The following is a 16715-nucleotide window of genomic DNA, read 5'->3' as shown; positions in this document are numbered from 1 at the left end:
CAAGCGATGACTCGATGCGCATGGATAAGCTCCTAGACCTGACCGCCCAATGACGCCTGTACTGTGCACCTGAACCAGGCTGAGTTTGCAATGGTTCACGCATTCTGGAACGGGTAGCGTCCAGGCGAACCCTTGCGTATCAAACCACTATCAGCTGCCCGACCTGGCACGCGTCTTGAGCAGCGACAGCAGTACACCGCCGGCCAGCACCAAAGCGTCACGCTGAGCGGCAACAACGTCGGCACCTTGAAAAAGCCATGCAGGAATATCTTGCCGCCGATGAAGATCAGCACGATTGCGAGTGCGTACTTCAGATACACGAAACGGTGCATCAGGGCCGCGAACGCGAAGTAGAGCGCGCGCAACCCGAGAATGGCGAAGATGTTCGAGGTATAGACGATAAACGGACCCTGGGCAATGGCGAACACGGGCCGGCACGCTGTCCACGGCGAATACCAGATCCGCCGTGCAGGCGCACCAGAAAACGCCCCTCGTAAAGATCGTCGGTCACGCGGATGTGCCGGCGCAGGAATACCAGCAGTCGATTCTGCGTTAGCAACGAATCAATGGCGTGGGCAGCGGGTCGATGCCATGAGAACGTGCATCCCGATTTTCCGCACCCAGCGCACTGACGAAGGCAGCCCTCTCCTGCAATCGCTGCCAAAACGCCTCGGTGAGCGGTTGAAACTGCGGTCTTAGTCCGAGGAAGTCAGCCAACATCAGCGCGTAGCCGACAGCGATGTCGGCGTTACTGAATCTGTTCTGACAGAGGTATTGATTACCTGCCTGCAGGGCGTTTTCAACTCCACGCAAGCGGCCCAGGAACCAACGCGTGTAGTCCTCGACAACCTGGGGTTGCCGTCGCTCGGAGGGTTCGAAGTAGGCGTAACGGAGGATCAGTGTTTGAGGAAAAGTCAGCGTCGCATCGGCCGCGCTTAGCCAGTTCAGGTACTGACCATAATCGGCCTCGCCTTTATTTACCGACAACGCACCACCGCCATACACCTGACTGAGGTACTCGCAGATAGCCGCCGACTCGGTTAACACGCCATTGCCATCAACAAGCGCAGGGACCGTGCCCAGCGGGTTGATATCAAAGAACGCTTTGTCATGCAGACGAGGCGGAAACGCCATCGTTACTAGCCGGTAATCCAGCCCGAGTTCTTCCAGCGCCCACAACACACGAAAAGAGCGGGCGCTAACGCAGTGGTACAGGGTGAGTTCAGTCATCGTCGCCTCGGCTCGTCGTTCGAGTGCATGGCCGAAACAGCCAGAAGGGACCAGTGTGCCGTTTGACAGTCGTCGTCTCGCTGTTCAGCACCACTCAGGGGACTTCTAGTGGGATTATTGGCGACCGACGAGCGCCGGCCAATGTCGAAAGGCTCCAACCGTTGCGAGCGCTTAGGACAACGATCGATGCCGATTCGAACACATGCGGTTGCCCTGGCATCAAACGCCCGGCGCAACCACCGCATCAACCGTTGAATTGATTGATGGCAATGTGGCACTCCGCTACAGTCGCCAGCACACCTGCAGGGACGGACCGATGCTTAGGGTCTGTTCCCGTTTCGTACGCGGCCGCGCCGGAGCCTGTTTTTGCGCGAGGCAAGGCCGAGGAGTGAAGTTTGGTCGTTCCAAATGAGCGACGAGAAACGCCGCATCGCGCAAAAAACAGGCCCGGCCCGAAGGGTTGCGCGGCAAATCTCGCCATGCGGCGTTGCGGGACTTGGCAAGGGAACCACCATTACCTGCGTCCCGCGCCTTGCCTGGCAAGATTTGGCGCGGCACCGCGGCTAGCGACGAAACAGGAACAGACCCTAATGGAAGCCTCGCCGGACAGGGTTTCGGAGGAATCACCATGGCTATCGGACAGCACGTGTCGAACGATGAAGTTGCTACCCAAGCGAGCGAAACCATCAGGCGAGCGGACCCGGCATTTGACCATGGATGGAGCACCGCTCGGATGCGCGTGCAACTGGTGCCGCCGCGAATATGGGTGCTGTTGCTATTGGCTACCGTCATCGCCATTACTGGCAATGCGTTAACGATCGAAGGGTCAGCAGAGCATTCGGCGGCTGCTAAACCCTTGCCTGTGCTGTTGATGATGACCGAGAAGCCGGTACGCCATACCAGCCCATGACGCTGGCGCCTCGCTGACCATCAGCTGACGTCTATGCGTAGTGGTTATGGCCAACAGCGCGAAACCACGCAAGCTGTCACGCTTGCTTCATCATTACCAGCACGAAGCCCACCACGATTCCCGCCAGCGCGATCGCCCAGCCAATCCGGTGCGCATGGTTCTTTTCTGCCTGCCGGACGGGGTCCACGGGCTTTTTCTTTTTCACGATCCACCTGCCTTTCGATCAATCACATGCATGCCTAAAGCGCACGCCTCGCTGCGCGCGCCTTTTTAGGCCGTGGGGATCGAATTGTCCAGCAGCTCGCCTGGAACAGACCGTCGATTTCCGTTGCGGAGGTTCATCCGAGCGGGCTTTCGCCGGGATTCGGTTCGTCCTTCGGATCAGTGCCAGCTTCCGGCTCGGTGTTTTCTCCCGACTCGGGAACGTCGCCATATTCATCAAAGTCCCGCGGAGTCAGGCCATCCTTGAGCGGGTCGTTTGGATCGATCATTTCAGCGGTCCTCATCACGATGAAAAGACCAGAGTGGTCATCCATTGGAGTACGCGAGCTGCACCAATGTTCGCGGCGAGCGCCAACAGAGCTGATAGATGTGCGAGTCCTCTCCATGTACTCGTAACCACGTACCTGGATTCCCCTCCAGCCGCACTAAACCGTATGTCGGCGATGATCCCAACAATGAGAACCAGTACCGCAGACGGAGAACTAGCCAGCATAGGTGATGGCAATATGACGCTAAACTCCGCCGCGCCCAAGGATGGCTAAAGGATCACTCCACAGAGAGCGCCGACGATCATCCACGGCAAGCCAACACTTTCTGCAAATCTCAAGGATGCTTCATGATCAAGTTGAAATACCTGGCCGCTGCGCTGATGGGGCTGGCGCTGACCGGCTGCGTCTCCTTTACCCCATCCGGGCCTATCGGGCTGCCTGCGCAAGTCCTCGAACACTCGGTGCCTGCCGGCGCGATGCTCAAGGACGTGGAGGTTTCCGACACAAGGCTGAACGAAACCCAGCGCCGAAACATCAGCAATACGCTGACCGCGCAGATTACCCAGCACATCGAGCGCGGCGAATACTTCGAACGCATGATCAGCTTCCCCGCTACGCTGGACGAGCAAGACGTCCAGCTGCAATTCAATTTCACCTCGCTCAAGGGCAAGCGCACGCCGCATCCCGGCTACTTTCCGGGAGCGCTGCTGACGCTGACCGTATGGATCTGGGTCAACGGCCCCATCTACGTGGACAAATATGACCTCGCAGCCGAGCTGAAGATCGTCGACGCCGCCGGTAAGCAGGTGGCGCTTTCTCAGAAGACGCTGGCACGCAATCAGAACACCGGTCTGTGGGATTACGACTACTTCAATACATCGTTGGGCTCGCGGCAGCTGACCGAGTTAGTCGAACAGCTGCTGCATGACGCCACTCAGCAACTTGCACACTGACAAGGACGCCCACATGAAAGCGTTGATAGCCCTTCTCGCCATTACCGCATCCCTGACCTTGCAGGGTTGCATGACGTACTCCCACAACACCTTGCCTGACGTTGAACAATGGCCACTCGCCGAATCGGCTCAGACAAAACCGACCGCATATATCAAGGTTCAGACCGAGTACTCGGTGAACGGCACGCCCACGGCGAGCAATCCCGACATTGCCAAGCTGGAAAACCTCGTCAAACAGTCGTTTACCGACAGCGGGCGCTTCTCCCGAGTCAGCACCGTACAGGAGGCCTCGGATCTCTATGTCACGGTGACGCTGCGCAATCAGGAAACCGCCAATCTCGGACTAGCGGTGTTAACCGGCGCCACCTTATTCCTGGTTCCAGGCACCTTCGACAACACCCTGATCATGGACATGATGTTCCGCGATGGTGACGGCAAGAAGCTTGGCCGGGTACAGAAGCAGGAAACGCTGACGACCTGGATGCATTTATTCCTGATCTTCGCTTTGCCATTCAACGAGTCGGCCGATGCGCTATTGACCGAGCTCACGAAGAGCAATCTGGAAGAGGCGGCAAGCAAGGATCTGATCTGATCAGGCAACGCCGCTAATGGACGCTGCCGGGCCAAGGATGGCCCCGCAAGTGGTTCTGAGTTCGACTCAGCGCGACAGGTAGCGCAGGTCGGCTCAGCCCCCGAGTCGCTTTGCACATCACTGCCTGCCAAACACTCCCAATAATCCCGCATCGCTTTGCGGATCGACCGCATAGGCAGCGCCTGGCTCGCTGAGTCGCGAGTTCATCACATCGGCGTAATGCTGAGCTGGCTAGCCAGCCTTCGACCACCTTGCTCTTCGGTCCATCGCTGCAGCGATGTTTTGCCCTATCCGGGTGCCGCTGTGACCCGCCAGCTCCACCCGATCGCCAGGTGTACGGCCATCGTTGTCGAGCAGGTTGAAGAAGTTGCGAAAGTGCGTCTCAAGTCGAGCCGCCAGCGACCGCATACCGGCGCAACCTGTCCTCAGCTGTAGCTGAGCCTATTGCCTCGTCGGCATGCCACCAATCTATAATCATTCTTATTTGCACCGGATTTCTTCGTAATGCTCTCTTCCGCAGCCCGACAGATTCTTGCAATCGAAGACGACCCGGTTCTCGGCACCCACCTGAAAACATCCCTGGAAAGCCGTGGCTTTCAGGTCACGCTCGCCGATGACGGGTTGACCGGCCTGACCTTGGCCAGCGAGTCGGCTTACGACTTGATCCTGCTCGACGTGATGCTGCCGGAACTCAGTGGCATGGAATTACTGACCCGGTTGCGGGCGCAGCGCCGTACACCCGTGCTGATGATGTCCGCGCTGGGCAATGAAGAGCATCGCATCCAGGGCTTCGATAGCGGTGCCGACGACTACCTGCCCAAGCCGTTCAGCATCGAGGAGTTGCAGGTGCGCATCGCCGCGATCCTGCGCCGTGTGGCGTACGAGCGCATCGTGCAGCCGGCGGCGAACGATGAGTCGATGCGCTTCGACGACCAGCGTTGCGACCTGCGTTACGAGGGACGTTGGGTCGGCTTGACCGGCACCGAGTACCGGTTGTTGAAGGTACTTCACGACGCGGCTGGCGAGGTGCTGAGCAAACCCTTCCTGTACCAGCAGACGCTGCGCCGCGGTTACTCGCAGCATGATCGCAGCCTGGACATGCACATCAGCAACATCCGCCGCAAACTGGCGCGCGAGCAGGTCACGGCATTGCGTCTGGAGTCGGTATGGGGCAAGGGTTACGTGCTGGAACTGCAGGCCGACTGATGCCCAACCGTCATTCGCTGTTCTGGCGTCTGGTGATACTGGTCGCCGGGTTTTGCCTGTCGATGATCTGGGTCAGCGGTTATGTCGATCAGAAGGTTGCGTACCACAGCTCCTTCTTGTCAGCGCAAGCACTGGAAACCCTGGACGGCTACGCTAAGCAGGCTCATGTTGCGGCCCGCCGAGGCCCCGCCGCGGTGGATAGCTGGATCGCCGCCTTGCAGCAGGACGAGCCTGGGCTGGCGCTGGTCGTGGATCGTCATCATCAGTCGCTTGGCGACCGTGAACTGGATGAGCGGGAGCGCAGCCTGCTGCGCTTCGCCCGACCATACGATAGTCCCATGAGCCGGCGCGCCGGACCGCGTCCAATGATCGCCATCCCCTTCAACGGAAGCGGCGACCAGTTGGTCATGCAACTGCCCGAACGCCTCAGTCCCTGGCCTCACCAGGCCCTGCTGATCGTCCTTATCGTGTACCTGCCCCCCGTGGTGTTGTCGGTCCTGTTCGGCTGGCTGCTCTACCGGCTCCTCATATCCCCCCTCGACCAGCTGCGCCGGCAAGCCAATACATTGCGCGGCAGCCGCCTGAGCTCACTGCTGCCGCTCGCGCTAACCCGCCGCAACGACGAGCTGGGAGAGCTCGGCCGCTCGCTCGAATATCTGACCCGGCGCTTGCACGACTCGATCCGCCAGCAGCAACAGCTATTGCGCGACCTGTCCCACGAATTGCGAACGCCATTGAGCCGACTTCGGGTCGCCTGCGAAAGCGACCTGCCTCAAGCGGTACTGCGCGAGCGCGTGGAGCGAGAAGTCTCAGGCATGCAGCGCCTCGTCGACGACACGCTGGAGCTGGCCTGGCTCGATAGCGAGCAGCCGCAGCTCGAGCGAGAAGCTGTCGATGTCGAGTCCCTGTGGAACCTGATCTGCGAGGACGCCTGCTTCGAATCCGGATGGCCTAGAGCGCGCCTTCACAGCGATATCCCAGAAGACTGCCAGGTTTTCGGCAACCTCAACGCCTTGGCCCAAGCGATGGAGAATGTCCTGCGCAATGCCATCCGACATTCTCCAGCCGACGGCACCGTACGCTTGACCGCCTGCCGCGAAGAGGCCCACTGGCGTCTTTGCATCGACGATCAAGGCCCCGGCGTACGGCAGGATCAGCTAGACGTGATGTTCCGCCCGTTCTCTCGCCTGAGTGCCGCCCGGCCGGGTGGCGATGGCTTCGGCCTGGGTCTCGCCATCGCGCGCGGCATGGTGACACTGCAAGGCGGCCGCATCTGGGCGGAAAACATCCATCCAGGCCTGCGAGTGAATTTTGTTTTGCAAGATGTATAGATTGTAAATGCGCTTTACTCTCAGTTGAGAATGACTAGCATTCGTGTGCTTGCGCAACTCGACCACATCTGCGCAGGCTGACGCACGCTTAGTTATCCGTTCCCACAGCCCAGCCCTGCCGTTGATCCAGGCACGTTAGGCACGCCCTGCAATTACGGGCCGGGGGATATTCGAACAACCAGAGATAAAGACATGCCCATCGTCAAAAGCCCGTTCATCACAACGCCACGTCCCACGTTCCAGAAAACCCTCATCGCCGCCGCGCTGGCCTCGTTGGCGTGCTCGGCCTCCGCACAAGAGCGATTGGAACTGGATTCGGTTGTAGTTTCCGCCTCGGGCTTCGAGCAGAACATCAAGGATGCTCCGGCTACCATCTCTGTCATTACCGCAGAAGAACTGAAGAAGCGCTCCTACACGGATATCACCGATGCGCTGAAGAACGTTGCCGGTGTGCAGATTTCCGGCGGTGGCGTCGAGCAATCGATCATGGTCCGTGGCATGACTTCGGCCTACACCCTCTTCCTTATCGATGGCCGCCCGGCCCAAGGCAACGATGCCTTTTCCGAGAGGGGATCACAGGCCGGTACGCCGATCAACTTCCTTCCTCCGCTCGAGTCGATTGAGCGAATCGAGGTCATTCGTGGCCCGGCGTCCGCTCTCTATGGCTCCGATGCCATGGGCGGCGTGATCAACATCATCACCAAGAAAGTATCCAACGAGTTGACCGGCAGCATCACCGCCGAATACACCACGCCCGGCAGCGGCAACAAGCTCAACGAAGATACCGTCCAGACCAGCGCCTATCTGAACGTACCGCTGATTGAGGACGTCCTGGGCCTGCAGCTGACCGGGGCGCTCCACGACCAGGAGGAAAGCAACTTCGTCGGCGGGGGCGACAGCGCGGCCACCGATCCCAAGTATGAAAAGCGCAATGCCGGCGCGAAGCTTTCCTGGAATTTGAACGACCAGAACGCGCTGACGATAGGGCACACCTACACCAAGCAGGAGCGTTGGCATAATCCGGGCAGAAGTCTCGCCGAGCAAACCGAGGCAGGCGTCGACATAGAGCCGACATACAGCGAGTCAATCAAGCGTAACTACTTCATCGACCATGAAGGGAACTACGACAACCTTCTGCTGAAGTCGTACATCAACTACGACCACTCGGAAAACCCGACCACCGCAAACGCCGAGACCGGCAAAGGCATCGACTACGAGGTCATCACGGCCAACACGCAGGCGACCTACTTCCTCGGCGCTCATGCCATCACGGGCGGCTTGACCCACAAATACGAAAACCTGGAGCACAACTCCAATGGCTTGCGAGAGCCGGTAGTTGCAGATGCAAATGCCACGGTTGAGATGGATCGTTATCAGAACTCCATCTTCCTCGAGGACAACTGGAATCTGACCGAAGATTTCATCCTGACCCTGAGCGGACGCTACGACGACAACCAGGCATTCGGTGGTCAGTTCAGTCCAAAGGTCTATGGCGTCTACCACCTGAACGAAAGCTTCACCATTAAGGGTGGTGTCACCACTGGCTACAAGGCGCCTGACCTGCGCTCCAGCGCCACCGATTTTGGCTCCACGTCCATGGGCGGCGTGATCATCGGCAACCCCGATCTAACGCCGGAAACCAGCGTAAACCGCGAGATCGGCATCGCCTACGAAGATCAGGACCTAGGCCTGCTCACCACCCTGACGGCCTACGTGATCGACTACGAGGACAAGATCAACCGTACCGGCCGAGTCTGCCTGCAGAACGAGCCCTGTAATTACAACGGCACGGATTATCCTGCTCACCCGTTCGGCTACACCGCCTACGAGAACGTGGACGAGGCGGAACTGCGCGGCATCGAGTGGACCCTGGACTATCGCCTGCTCGACAACCTGAATTACCGCCACAGCTACACCTATACCGAGACCGAGCAGAAATCCGGCGACTTCAAAGGCGAGCCGCTCAACGATATAGCCAAGCACATGTTCAACGCCTCATTGGACTGGCAGGCCACCGACCGGCTCAATGCCTGGACTCAGTACAACTATCGCGGCAAGACCTCCGGCCGTTGGCAGACCGGTACCAGCGGTTCCAGTACCAATGGCATTCGCTATCCGGCCTACAGCTTCGTGGACGTCGGCGTGGCGTTCAGAGCAACGGACGACCTGAGCCTGAAAGCGGGCGTCTACAACATCGGCAACAAGGAAGTTTCCACCGATGGGGATTACGCCTACAACCTGGACGGCCGACGCTTCATCTTCTCGGTGACCCAAGCGTTCTGATCGGATGAAACGATGCTCCCTGGCGGCTCTATCCGTCAGGGAGCGTTCGTGTGTATGGATTGCGCACGAGGCGCAATCGGACCCGCTCCGGTCGGTCGGACAAGAGGCCAAGCAACATGACTAGAAACGATGGCTATGTGATGGATGTGGCCTACCCGCCGCACTTTTATAAGGAAATCCAACCTGTCTGGCTGACCAGTCTGGTTCAATTCCTCGGCTCGGCGGCGCCCGACATTTCCAAGCCTTACTCCTACTGTGAATTGGGCTGCGGTATGGGTATCAACCTACTCATTGCCGCAATAACGAACCCGCAGGGGCAGTTCGTAGGTGTTGATGCCAACGACAAAGCGCTGCACATCGCGCGCTCGGCCGCGGCAGCAATGGACGTCAAAAACATCCGTTTCGTCCAGGCTGATTTCGCCCAGTTTACCCAGAGCAACAACCTGTTCTTCGACTTCATCGTCAGCCATGGCGTCTGGTCATGGATCGCGGAAAGCCAGCAGAAAAGCATCCTGCAATTGGTAGCGAAGTCGCTCAAACCCAAAGGGTTGTTCTATCTGCACTACATGTGCCACCCAGGCGCGACTCAAATGATGCCGGTGCAGAAGCTGCTGAACGACCTGGCTCGACAGTTACCGGGTTCCTCGGAGCAGAACCTTCAAGCTGCGCTGGATTTCGTCTGTGAGCTGGACGTCGCCGGCACTTTCATAGACCAGCCCAACCTGAGCGAAAAGATAAAGTCACTCAAGCAGAAACCTGCTTCTTATCTCGCCCACGATTTCCTGACCGACCATTGGACTCCACAGCACTCGACCGATGTTCATCAATCGGTGGCACAGGCCGGCGTCACCTATCTAGGCAGTGCCAACGCCTTCGACAATCTGGACAGCCTGTCCGTACCGGGTGCCGTACAGCCGCTTCTCGCAAAGCTGGCCTCGCCAGCACTAAGGGAAACGGTCAAGGACCTAGCCAGGAATCAGCATCAGCGCAGCGATCTGTTTCAGCGTGCTCCAGTACGCCTGAACCAGCAGGACGTTCTACAGCAGGTCGATGCGCTTCGGTTTCAGCTTATGCCCCAAGCGCCACGCTCAGGCGCGCTGTCTTTCCAAACGCCAATCGGGGAAATCCAAGGCCCCGGCGACATCTTTTCTCCTCTGCTGGAAAAGCTAGCCGAACGACCCGCCACTTTTGCCGAGCTAAGACAGTTGCCAGCCTTTACCGAAAAGCTCGGCACGCTATCGCAAGCGCTACAGATGCTGATGTGGCAGGGCCATATCCATCCCCAACGTCAGGATGGCCTCAGCTGCACTGAGCAAGTGAACAAGCTGAAGGCCTGGATCGAACGGAGCCAACTGAAGTTGAACGTTGTGGAGGACTGCGGAACAGCCATTCACCAGCCGACCGGCAACTCATGAACAACCATGGCGCGACACACCGGAGCGTTCGTTTCGGTCCGTACACCTCGCCCCACTCCACCTCCACGTCCTGTTCCAACATGAAGAGAACGCACCGATGAAAGCCCCTTCACAACCTTGGCCGGTAGTATCGCGAACCCTCGCGGCCGTGCTGGGCGGCTACGTGTTCACCTACTGTTGCACGGCGGCACTGGCGCGCCTGCTTCCCTTGGCAAAATCCGATGCGGTGGTAGTCGCGACGCTGGCAGCCTTCATTATTTATACGGCGATCATTCTCTGGGCGTTTGGCTGCCGCAGCGCATGGCGTGCCTGGGCGGTGCTAGCGTTGGCGGCGCCCTTGGCGGTCATCGGCTTCTGGCCACAGCTGGTGGAGCGCCTCGGATGAAGCACAAGACCGTCACGCAATCCATGTCCTGGCTGCACACCTGGTGCGGGCTGCTGCTCGGCTGGGTGCTGTTCGCCATTTTCCTGACCGGGACCCTGGCGGTGTTCGACAAGGAAATCAGCTGGTGGATGCAGCCGGAGCTGACTGATCGGGGCCAGTCCCCCGCCGCTGCCGCCAATGTCGCGCAACGCTGGTTAATGGAGCGCCATCCCGATGAGACGAACTGGAACATCAGCCTGCCGACCGAGCGCTCGCCGGACCTCGGCGTGTCGGTCGGGGAGCGGCGGCGCGGTGCCGGTGGCACGCAGTTGGACCCGCTCACGGGCGAGCCGATCGAGGCGCGGGAAACCATAGGCGGCAACTTCTTCTTCCATTTCCACTACACGCTGCATATGCCGCGGCTTCTCGGCATCTGGGTAGTCGGGTTCGCGGCGATGGCCATGCTGGTGGCGCTGATCAGCGGGATCGTCATCCACAAAAAGATCTTCAAGGAATTCTTCACCTTCCGCCCGGCCAAGGGGCAGCGCTCGTGGCTCGACGGCCATAACGCCAGCGCCGTCCTGCTGCTGCCGTTCCACCTGATGATCACCTACACCGGACTGGTGATCTTCTTCCTGATCTACATGCCTGCTGCGGTCGATGCCCTGTACGACGGCGATCGTCAGGCTTACTTCCGCGAGGCGCAGCCAGTCCGTGCTGCCGAAGCGCCGCGCGGTGAAGGTCGCGGCAGCAAACCCGTCCAGGCACCAGCAGCGCCTATGCTGGCGCTGGGCGAGATCGTCAGCCGTGCCGAGGCGCACTACGGTGCAGGCATGATCGGTGGCCTGGCCGTGAGCAACCCTGGCCGAGCCAATGCTCAGGTCACCGCGCGGCCGGTGCTGGGCAATCGCATGGAGCTGACGAAGGGCGAAGGCATGGTCTTCAACGGCGTTACCGGTGAGCTGATCCAGGCGCCGGAGCCGTCGCGTGCCAGTCAGCTGACCCAACGCGTGATGGCGGGTCTGCATTTCGCCCAGTTTGGCGGTTACCCGATGCGCTGGCTGTATTTCATCTGCGGCCTAGTCAGCTGCGCCATGATCGCAACAGGGCTTGTGCTCTATGCGGTCAAGCAGCGCAAACAGGCCAAGGCCAACGTGCAGTTTCTGCGGATGGTGGAGAGCCTCAACGTAGCCGTGGTGGCCGGACTTTCGCTGGCCTGCGTCGCGCTCTTGTGGAGTAATCGCCTGCTGCCAGCTGAGTTGGCCAATCGGCAGGATTGGGAGTTGCGGCTGTTCTTCAGTATCTGGGCCTTGAGCTGGCTGCATGCCTGGGTACGCAAGCCATTGCAGGCATGGCGCGAGCAGCTCTTCGCCGCCGCGGCGTTGGCGATGACCCTGCCGCTGCTGGACCTGATGACAGCCAACATGGCGCTGGACGGCATCCGGTTGTCTGTCCTCGCGGCCGTGTTTGCGATGGGCCTGCTGTCCGGCTGGACCGCCTGGAAAATCCCTACGATCGTCGCCGCGAGAAAAGCTCGCCAACCCCAGCTCGCTCGCCCAGTTCCGGGAGTCTCGTCATGAACGGTTCATCAGCCCTGCTCGCCAGTCTTTTGTTGGCCTACGCCGGCATGCTCGGCTTCTGCCTGGGCAAGGAGCGTCACTGGAAGCAGTTGGTCAATCCTCGCGTTCCCGCTCAACTGCGTCGCCTCTGCTTTCCGGCGGGAGGCCTGCTGCTCGGCCTTGCCGTGTATACCGCAACCCGCGTCTGGCCGGGCGGCATGGCGCTGGTTGGCTGGTTCGGCCTGATCTCCCTCGCCGGCTTCGCCTTGCTCCTGCTGATCCCCTACGCCCCTCGCTTGGCGACTGGGTTGCCGGCGATGGGCACTCTGCTTTGGGCCGTTGGGGCACTGCTGTGATTTCCTGCCCTGCCTCGGCTAAGGCTACCGGCGCTCTCGCAGGCGTGAATACGAGCATTACGTTCGCCTTTAGCCTCGTCCTCAGACCGCGAGTCCCGACGCGCCTGCGTTCATGACCTCTTTCAACGAAGCAGATGCGCTGTGTAACGTGGCGGTCTCTTGCCTTAAGCTGCCGGCCATCTCACGTCTATTCTGTGCCCGTCATGACCCAGCGTGCCGTATCGCCCTTCCAACTGCTCATTCTCGTGCTCTCGATTTACGTGTTGGGCGCATTGATCGCCGACGTCCTGTTCGACCTGCCGCCCGACGTATCTGAGTTGCTCAGTTACATAGACAACATTGTCTGCCTGTTCTTTTTCATCGACTTTGCTAGACGTCTGCAACTCGCGGAGGATAAATGGCGCTTCATGCGCTGGGGCTGGATCGACCTTTTGGCCAGCGTACCGGCGGGCGGACTGCAAGCGTTCAAGATGGTGCGCGCCGTGCAGGTGTTGCGTGCGCTGCGTGCGATCAAGTCGACCCAAATGATCTGGCGCCTGCTGTTTCGCAACCGTGCAGAAAGCATCGTCGTGTCCGCCGCTACGGCCACGTTGCTACTCGTGGCATTCGGTGCCATCACTATGTTGCTGGTCGAGGCGCCTAACCCGCAAAGCGCTATCAATACGCCGGAAGAAGCGCTCTGGTGGGCCTTCGTGACCGTCACGACCGTCGGTTATGGCGACTACTACCCGGTCACGACCCAAGGCCGTATCGTGGCGGTGCTGCTGATGGTGTCCGGGGTTGGCCTGTTTGGCAGCTTCGCCGCGTATATCGGCTCGCTGTTTATCGCCGACAAGCATGATGAAAACATCGAACAGCAGGAAGCGGACCGAGCCGTGCTGCACAACCTGCTTGAGCAGGTAGAAAAATTGACCACCGAAGTCCAGGCTTTACGAGGGCAACTGGAGGAACGGGGACAGCCGCCACGGGAGTAATTGTCTGTGGCACCGGTAGCATCTCTTGGCCTGTCCGCCCAGGCTACCGCCGATCCTGAAGAACGGCACAATTCGCGATACGTACCGAACGTGCGGTAACGTCCGGCGCGATCTCCCGCGTCAACCTCTCGAAAACGCCCAGCGGCCAAACCCAAACCGGCCGTAAGCCCTTACAATGCGCGACTTTCGATTCGCAGCCGGTCCGCGCTCATGTCCCTACCCCAGCATCACCTCGAACTGCTCAGCCCCGCGCGGGATGTGTCCATTGCCAAGGAGGCCATCCTGCATGGCGCCGATGCGGTGTACATCGGCGGGCCGAGTTTCGGCGCGCGGCACAACGCCGAGAACAGCGTGGCGGACATTGCCGGGCTGGTGACCTTCGCTCACCTGTTCCATGCGCGGGTGTTCGTCACCATCAACACAATTCTTCATGACGATGAGCTGGAAGCGGCGCGCGCGCTGATCTGGCAGCTGTACGAAATCGGCGTCGATGCGCTGATCGTGCAGGACATGGGCGTGATGGAAATGGACATCCCGCCGATCGAGCTGCACGCCAGCACCCAGACCGATATCCGCACCCTGGAGCGGGCCAAGTTCCTCGACAAGGCCGGCTTCTCGCAGCTCGTCCTTGCACGAGAATTGAACCTGCAGGAAATCCGCGCAATCGCTGATGAAACCGACGCCGCCATCGAGTTCTTCATCCATGGCGCGCTGTGCGTGGCGTTTTCCGGGCAGTGCAATATTTCTCACGCGCAGAACGGGCGCAGCGCCAACCGCGGCGACTGCTCCCAGGCGTGCCGCCTGCCCTACACCCTGAAAGACGACCAGGGCCGCGTAGTCGCCTTCGACAAGCACCTGCTTTCGATGAAGGACAACAACCAGAGCGCCAACCTGCGCGCGTTGGTCGATGCCGGCGTGCGCTCGTTCAAGATCGAAGGGCGTTACAAGGATGTGAGCTACGTGAAGAACATCACTGCTTACTACCGCCAGCGCCTCGACGAGATTCTCGAAGACCGCACCGACCTGGCCCGCGCCTCCAGCGGCCGCACCGACCACTTCTTCCTGCCGGACCCGGACAAGACCTTTCATCGTGGCAGCACTGACTACTTCGTCACCGACCGCAAGATCGACATCGGCGCTTTCGACTCGCCGACCTTTACCGGCCTGGCCGTGGGCGAAGTGCTCAAGGTCGGCAAGCACGACCTCACCGTCCAGACCCGCGAGCCGCTGTCCAACGGTGACGGCCTGAACGTGCTGGTCAAACGCGAAGTGGTGGGCTTTCGCGCCAGCGTGGTCGAGCCTATTAAGCAGTTCGAAGAGGACGGCCAGGCTTTCTGGCAATACCGTGTCGAACCCAACGAAATGCCCGCCGACCTGCGCCAGCTGCGGCCGAACCATCCGCTCAATCGCAACCTGGACCACAACTGGCAAAACGCGCTACTGAAAACCTCCGCCGAACGCCGCGTTGGTGTGCGTTGGCTGGCCAAACTGCGTGCCGATGAGCTCGAACTCCACGTCACCAGCGAAGAAGGCGCCTATGCCACCGTCTCGCTGGCCGGTCCGTTTGGCGAAGCGAAGAAGCCTGAGCAGGTGCCCGGTCAGATCGCCGACCTGCTGAGCCAGCTGGGCACGACGATCTACCACGCCGAAGAAGTGGACGTAGATGCGCCGCAGGCGTTCTTCATCCCCAACTCGCAACTCAAGGCCCTGCGCCGCGAAGCCATCGAGGCGCTGACCGAGGCCCGTGAAGCGATTCGTCCGCTGGGCAGCCGCAAGGCCGTCAGCGTGCCGCCTCCGGTTTATCCCGATTCTCACCTGTCCTTTCTCGCCAACGTCTACAACGCGAACGCCCGCGCGTTCTATCACCGCTACGGTGTGCAACTGATCGACGCGGCCTACGAGGCCCATGAGGAAACCGGTGAAGTGCCGGTGATGATCACCAAGCACTGCCTGCGTTTCTCTTTCAACCTATGCCCGAAACAGGCCAAGGGCGTCACCGGCGTTCGCACCAAGGTCGCCCCGATGCAGCTGGTGCATGGTGACGAGGTGCTGACTTTGAAATTCGATTGCAAGCCTTGCGAGATGCACGTGATCGGCAAGATCAAAGGCAACATTCTCAACCTGCCGCAGCCGGGCAGCGCCGCCAGCGTGGTCGGGCATATCACGCCGGACGACCTGATGAAGACTATTCGCAGCAAGCCGCGCGCCTGATCAGGCCCTCCGGCAACGACGGCGCATCGAGGTCTGAACTTCCGGCAATATGGTTGTCTGCTGTTCAACCTCCGCGGCAAGCGCAGCGGATGGCGAGATATGCCCCGGCAGCGCGGCAATGCGATTCGCGTGCCCGCTCATATGCAGACAAGGATCGAACATGCTTCACCGCTGGATCATCGCCGTATCACTCGCCGCCGCGCTTGCCGGCTGCTCGACGTCCCCGCTCAGAGGGCCCGCCACGAGCCCATCCCCTCAGTCTGCCGCAGGCGAGCACATTGGTTCGGGAAAGGCCTCGTACTATGGCAACCAGCACCACAACAAGCTGACCGCCAGCGGCGAGCGCTTCGATCAGACGGCTCTCACCGCCGCCCACCGCACGCTGCCCTTCGGCACGAACGTCCGGGTCACCAATACTCGCAACGGCAAGAGCGTGGTCGTGCGCATCAATGACCGCGGCCCCTTCGTGCGTGGGCGAATCATCGACTTGTCGAAAGCGGCCTTCGAGCGCATCGGCAATACGCGGTCCGGCATCATCCGGGTGCGCCTCGAAAGGGTCGACTGAATCGGACGGGGCGCCCCCGAAGCGCCGCATCTGGTCGCATTCCGGGAGTTCTCAGAGCACCGCTCAGCTTCAGACATTTCGGCCAGCGTGCTGTAGCGCTTGGGGTCACGGTCGACATCCGGTGACGGTAATGGCCCGCCTGTGTGTCTGGTCAGCGTTCGTTTCAACCAAGATCGAGAGATCACAGTAAAAATTAAAGCCATCGGTGCCGGTGCGCGTTAAGAATCGCCATGGCGTGCCGATAGAGATGCACGTCAATCCACCATGGTGCTTCC

General features: G+C 60.2%; 16 protein-coding genes and 2 pseudogenes. 13 read left to right on the top strand and 5 right to left on the bottom strand.

All coding sequences use genetic code 11. The annotated features are described in order from the left end of the window. Nucleotides 1–150: 150 nt before the first annotated feature. Nucleotides 151–556, bottom strand: a pseudogene (locus tag E0D86_RS01075) (TerC family protein); the annotation flags it as partial. Further along, a complete protein-coding gene (locus E0D86_RS01070; protein WP_131648134.1) occupies nt 553–1230 on the bottom strand; it encodes a glutathione S-transferase family protein in 678 nt (225 codons plus the stop codon). The gene E0D86_RS01070 and the pseudogene E0D86_RS01075, both read right to left, overlap by 4 nt. Nucleotides 1231–1858: 628 nt before the next feature. Here E0D86_RS01070 and E0D86_RS01065 point away from each other — a divergent pair. After that, nucleotides 1859–2140: a hypothetical protein gene (locus E0D86_RS01065; RefSeq protein ID WP_131648133.1), complete on the top strand. Its 282-nt coding sequence runs from the start codon at nt 1859–1861 to the stop codon at nt 2138–2140. A gap of 76 nt (nt 2141–2216) precedes the next feature. Here E0D86_RS01065 and E0D86_RS21520 read toward each other — a convergent pair whose 3' ends face one another. Then, nucleotides 2217–2345 (bottom strand): hypothetical protein, encoded by a 129-nt coding sequence (locus tag E0D86_RS21520; protein ID WP_256681110.1) that lies wholly within the window; start codon nt 2343–2345, stop codon nt 2217–2219. Nucleotides 2346–2478: 133 nt separating this feature from the next. Beyond that, the gene (locus E0D86_RS21310) at nt 2479–2631 is read right to left on the bottom strand and encodes a hypothetical protein (protein WP_165914187.1); all 153 of its coding nucleotides are present in this window, start codon (nt 2629–2631) and stop codon (nt 2479–2481) included. 347 nt (nt 2632–2978) lie between these two features. On the opposite strand from E0D86_RS21310, the gene E0D86_RS01060 reads away from it, so the two are divergent. Beyond that, on the top strand, nt 2979–3584 hold the full coding sequence (locus E0D86_RS01060; RefSeq protein WP_131648132.1) for a hypothetical protein: 606 nt from the start codon (nt 2979–2981) through the stop codon (nt 3582–3584). 13 nt (nt 3585–3597) lie between these two features. Further along, nucleotides 3598–4176, top strand: a complete 579-nt coding sequence (locus E0D86_RS01055) for a hypothetical protein (protein WP_131648131.1) — start codon at nt 3598–3600, stop codon at nt 4174–4176. Between the two features lie 117 nt (nt 4177–4293). Here E0D86_RS01055 and E0D86_RS21515 read toward each other — a convergent pair. Continuing rightward, nucleotides 4294–4575 (bottom strand): annotated as a pseudogene (locus E0D86_RS21515) (CAP domain-containing protein); the annotation flags it as partial. Between the two features lie 105 nt (nt 4576–4680). Here E0D86_RS21515 and E0D86_RS01045 point away from each other — a divergent pair. The 10 genes from E0D86_RS01045 (at nt 4681) to E0D86_RS01000 (ending at nt 16440) form a co-directional block, all read left to right on the top strand. Then, on the top strand, nt 4681–5382 hold the full coding sequence (locus E0D86_RS01045; RefSeq protein ID WP_131648130.1) for a response regulator transcription factor: 702 nt from the start codon (nt 4681–4683) through the stop codon (nt 5380–5382). Beyond that, nucleotides 5382–6713 (top strand): sensor histidine kinase, encoded by a 1332-nt coding sequence (locus E0D86_RS01040; RefSeq protein ID WP_131648129.1) that lies wholly within the window; start codon nt 5382–5384, stop codon nt 6711–6713. The genes E0D86_RS01045 and E0D86_RS01040 overlap by 1 nt, the downstream gene beginning before the upstream one ends. A gap of 192 nt (nt 6714–6905) precedes the next feature. Next, on the top strand, nt 6906–8996 hold the full coding sequence (locus E0D86_RS01035) for a TonB-dependent receptor domain-containing protein (protein ID WP_131648128.1): 2091 nt from the start codon (nt 6906–6908) through the stop codon (nt 8994–8996). A 116-nt stretch (nt 8997–9112) separates the two neighbouring features. Next, a complete protein-coding gene (locus tag E0D86_RS01030) occupies nt 9113–10411 on the top strand; it encodes a class I SAM-dependent methyltransferase (RefSeq protein WP_131648127.1) in 1299 nt (432 codons plus the stop codon). 97 nt (nt 10412–10508) lie between these two features. After that, on the top strand, nt 10509–10796 hold the full coding sequence (locus E0D86_RS01025) for an iron transporter (protein ID WP_131648126.1): 288 nt from the start codon (nt 10509–10511) through the stop codon (nt 10794–10796). After that, on the top strand, nt 10793–12355 hold the full coding sequence (locus tag E0D86_RS01020; RefSeq protein ID WP_131648125.1) for a PepSY domain-containing protein: 1563 nt from the start codon (nt 10793–10795) through the stop codon (nt 12353–12355). The genes E0D86_RS01025 and E0D86_RS01020 overlap by 4 nt, the downstream gene beginning before the upstream one ends. Beyond that, complete coding sequence (locus E0D86_RS01015) at nt 12352–12690, top strand: DUF3325 domain-containing protein (RefSeq protein WP_131648124.1); 339 nt, start codon at nt 12352–12354, stop codon at nt 12688–12690. Before E0D86_RS01020 ends, E0D86_RS01015 begins: the two co-directional genes overlap by 4 nt. Nucleotides 12691–12893: 203 nt before the next feature. Further along, a complete protein-coding gene (locus E0D86_RS01010; RefSeq protein ID WP_131648123.1) occupies nt 12894–13664 on the top strand; it encodes an ion transporter in 771 nt (256 codons plus the stop codon). Nucleotides 13665–13874: 210 nt separating this feature from the next. Further along, nucleotides 13875–15875: a U32 family peptidase gene (locus tag E0D86_RS01005; protein WP_131648122.1), complete on the top strand. Its 2001-nt coding sequence runs from the start codon at nt 13875–13877 to the stop codon at nt 15873–15875. Nucleotides 15876–16035: 160 nt separating this feature from the next. Continuing rightward, entirely contained in the window at nt 16036–16440 is a 405-nt protein-coding gene (locus E0D86_RS01000; RefSeq protein ID WP_131648121.1) for a septal ring lytic transglycosylase RlpA family protein, read from the top strand. Nucleotides 16441–16715: the final 275 nt, after the last annotated feature.

The sequence above is a fragment of the Pseudomonas sp. IC_126 genome, from assembly GCF_004331835.1.
Lineage (GTDB): Bacteria > Pseudomonadota > Gammaproteobacteria > Pseudomonadales > Pseudomonadaceae > Stutzerimonas.
This window is presented reverse-complemented; position numbering and strand designations above follow the sequence as displayed.

Bases quoted from the DNA above. Each gene is read 5' to 3' on its own strand.
- E0D86_RS01025 (WP_131648126.1), top strand. From the start codon at position 10,509: ATGAAAGCCCCTTCACAACCTTGGCCGGTAGTATCGCGAACCCTCGCG.
- E0D86_RS01040 (WP_131648129.1), top strand. From the start codon at position 5,382: ATGCCCAACCGTCATTCGCTGTTCTGGCGTCTGGTGATACTGGTCGCC.
- E0D86_RS01010 (WP_131648123.1), top strand. From the start codon at position 12,894: ATGACCCAGCGTGCCGTATCGCCCTTCCAACTGCTCATTCTCGTGCTC.
- E0D86_RS01035 (WP_131648128.1), top strand. From the start codon at position 6,906: ATGCCCATCGTCAAAAGCCCGTTCATCACAACGCCACGTCCCACGTTC.
- E0D86_RS01065 (WP_131648133.1), top strand. From the start codon at position 1,859: ATGGCTATCGGACAGCACGTGTCGAACGATGAAGTTGCTACCCAAGCG.
- E0D86_RS01015 (WP_131648124.1), top strand. From the start codon at position 12,352: ATGAACGGTTCATCAGCCCTGCTCGCCAGTCTTTTGTTGGCCTACGCC.
- E0D86_RS01000 (WP_131648121.1), top strand. From the start codon at position 16,036: ATGCTTCACCGCTGGATCATCGCCGTATCACTCGCCGCCGCGCTTGCC.
- E0D86_RS01005 (WP_131648122.1), top strand. From the start codon at position 13,875: ATGTCCCTACCCCAGCATCACCTCGAACTGCTCAGCCCCGCGCGGGAT.
- E0D86_RS01060 (WP_131648132.1), top strand. From the start codon at position 2,979: ATGATCAAGTTGAAATACCTGGCCGCTGCGCTGATGGGGCTGGCGCTG.
- E0D86_RS01070 (WP_131648134.1), bottom strand. From the start codon at position 1,230: ATGACTGAACTCACCCTGTACCACTGCGTTAGCGCCCGCTCTTTTCGT.
- E0D86_RS01020 (WP_131648125.1), top strand. From the start codon at position 10,793: ATGAAGCACAAGACCGTCACGCAATCCATGTCCTGGCTGCACACCTGG.
- E0D86_RS01055 (WP_131648131.1), top strand. From the start codon at position 3,598: ATGAAAGCGTTGATAGCCCTTCTCGCCATTACCGCATCCCTGACCTTG.
- E0D86_RS21310 (WP_165914187.1), bottom strand. From the start codon at position 2,631: ATGATCGATCCAAACGACCCGCTCAAGGATGGCCTGACTCCGCGGGAC.
- E0D86_RS01030 (WP_131648127.1), top strand. From the start codon at position 9,113: ATGACTAGAAACGATGGCTATGTGATGGATGTGGCCTACCCGCCGCAC.
- E0D86_RS01045 (WP_131648130.1), top strand. From the start codon at position 4,681: ATGCTCTCTTCCGCAGCCCGACAGATTCTTGCAATCGAAGACGACCCG.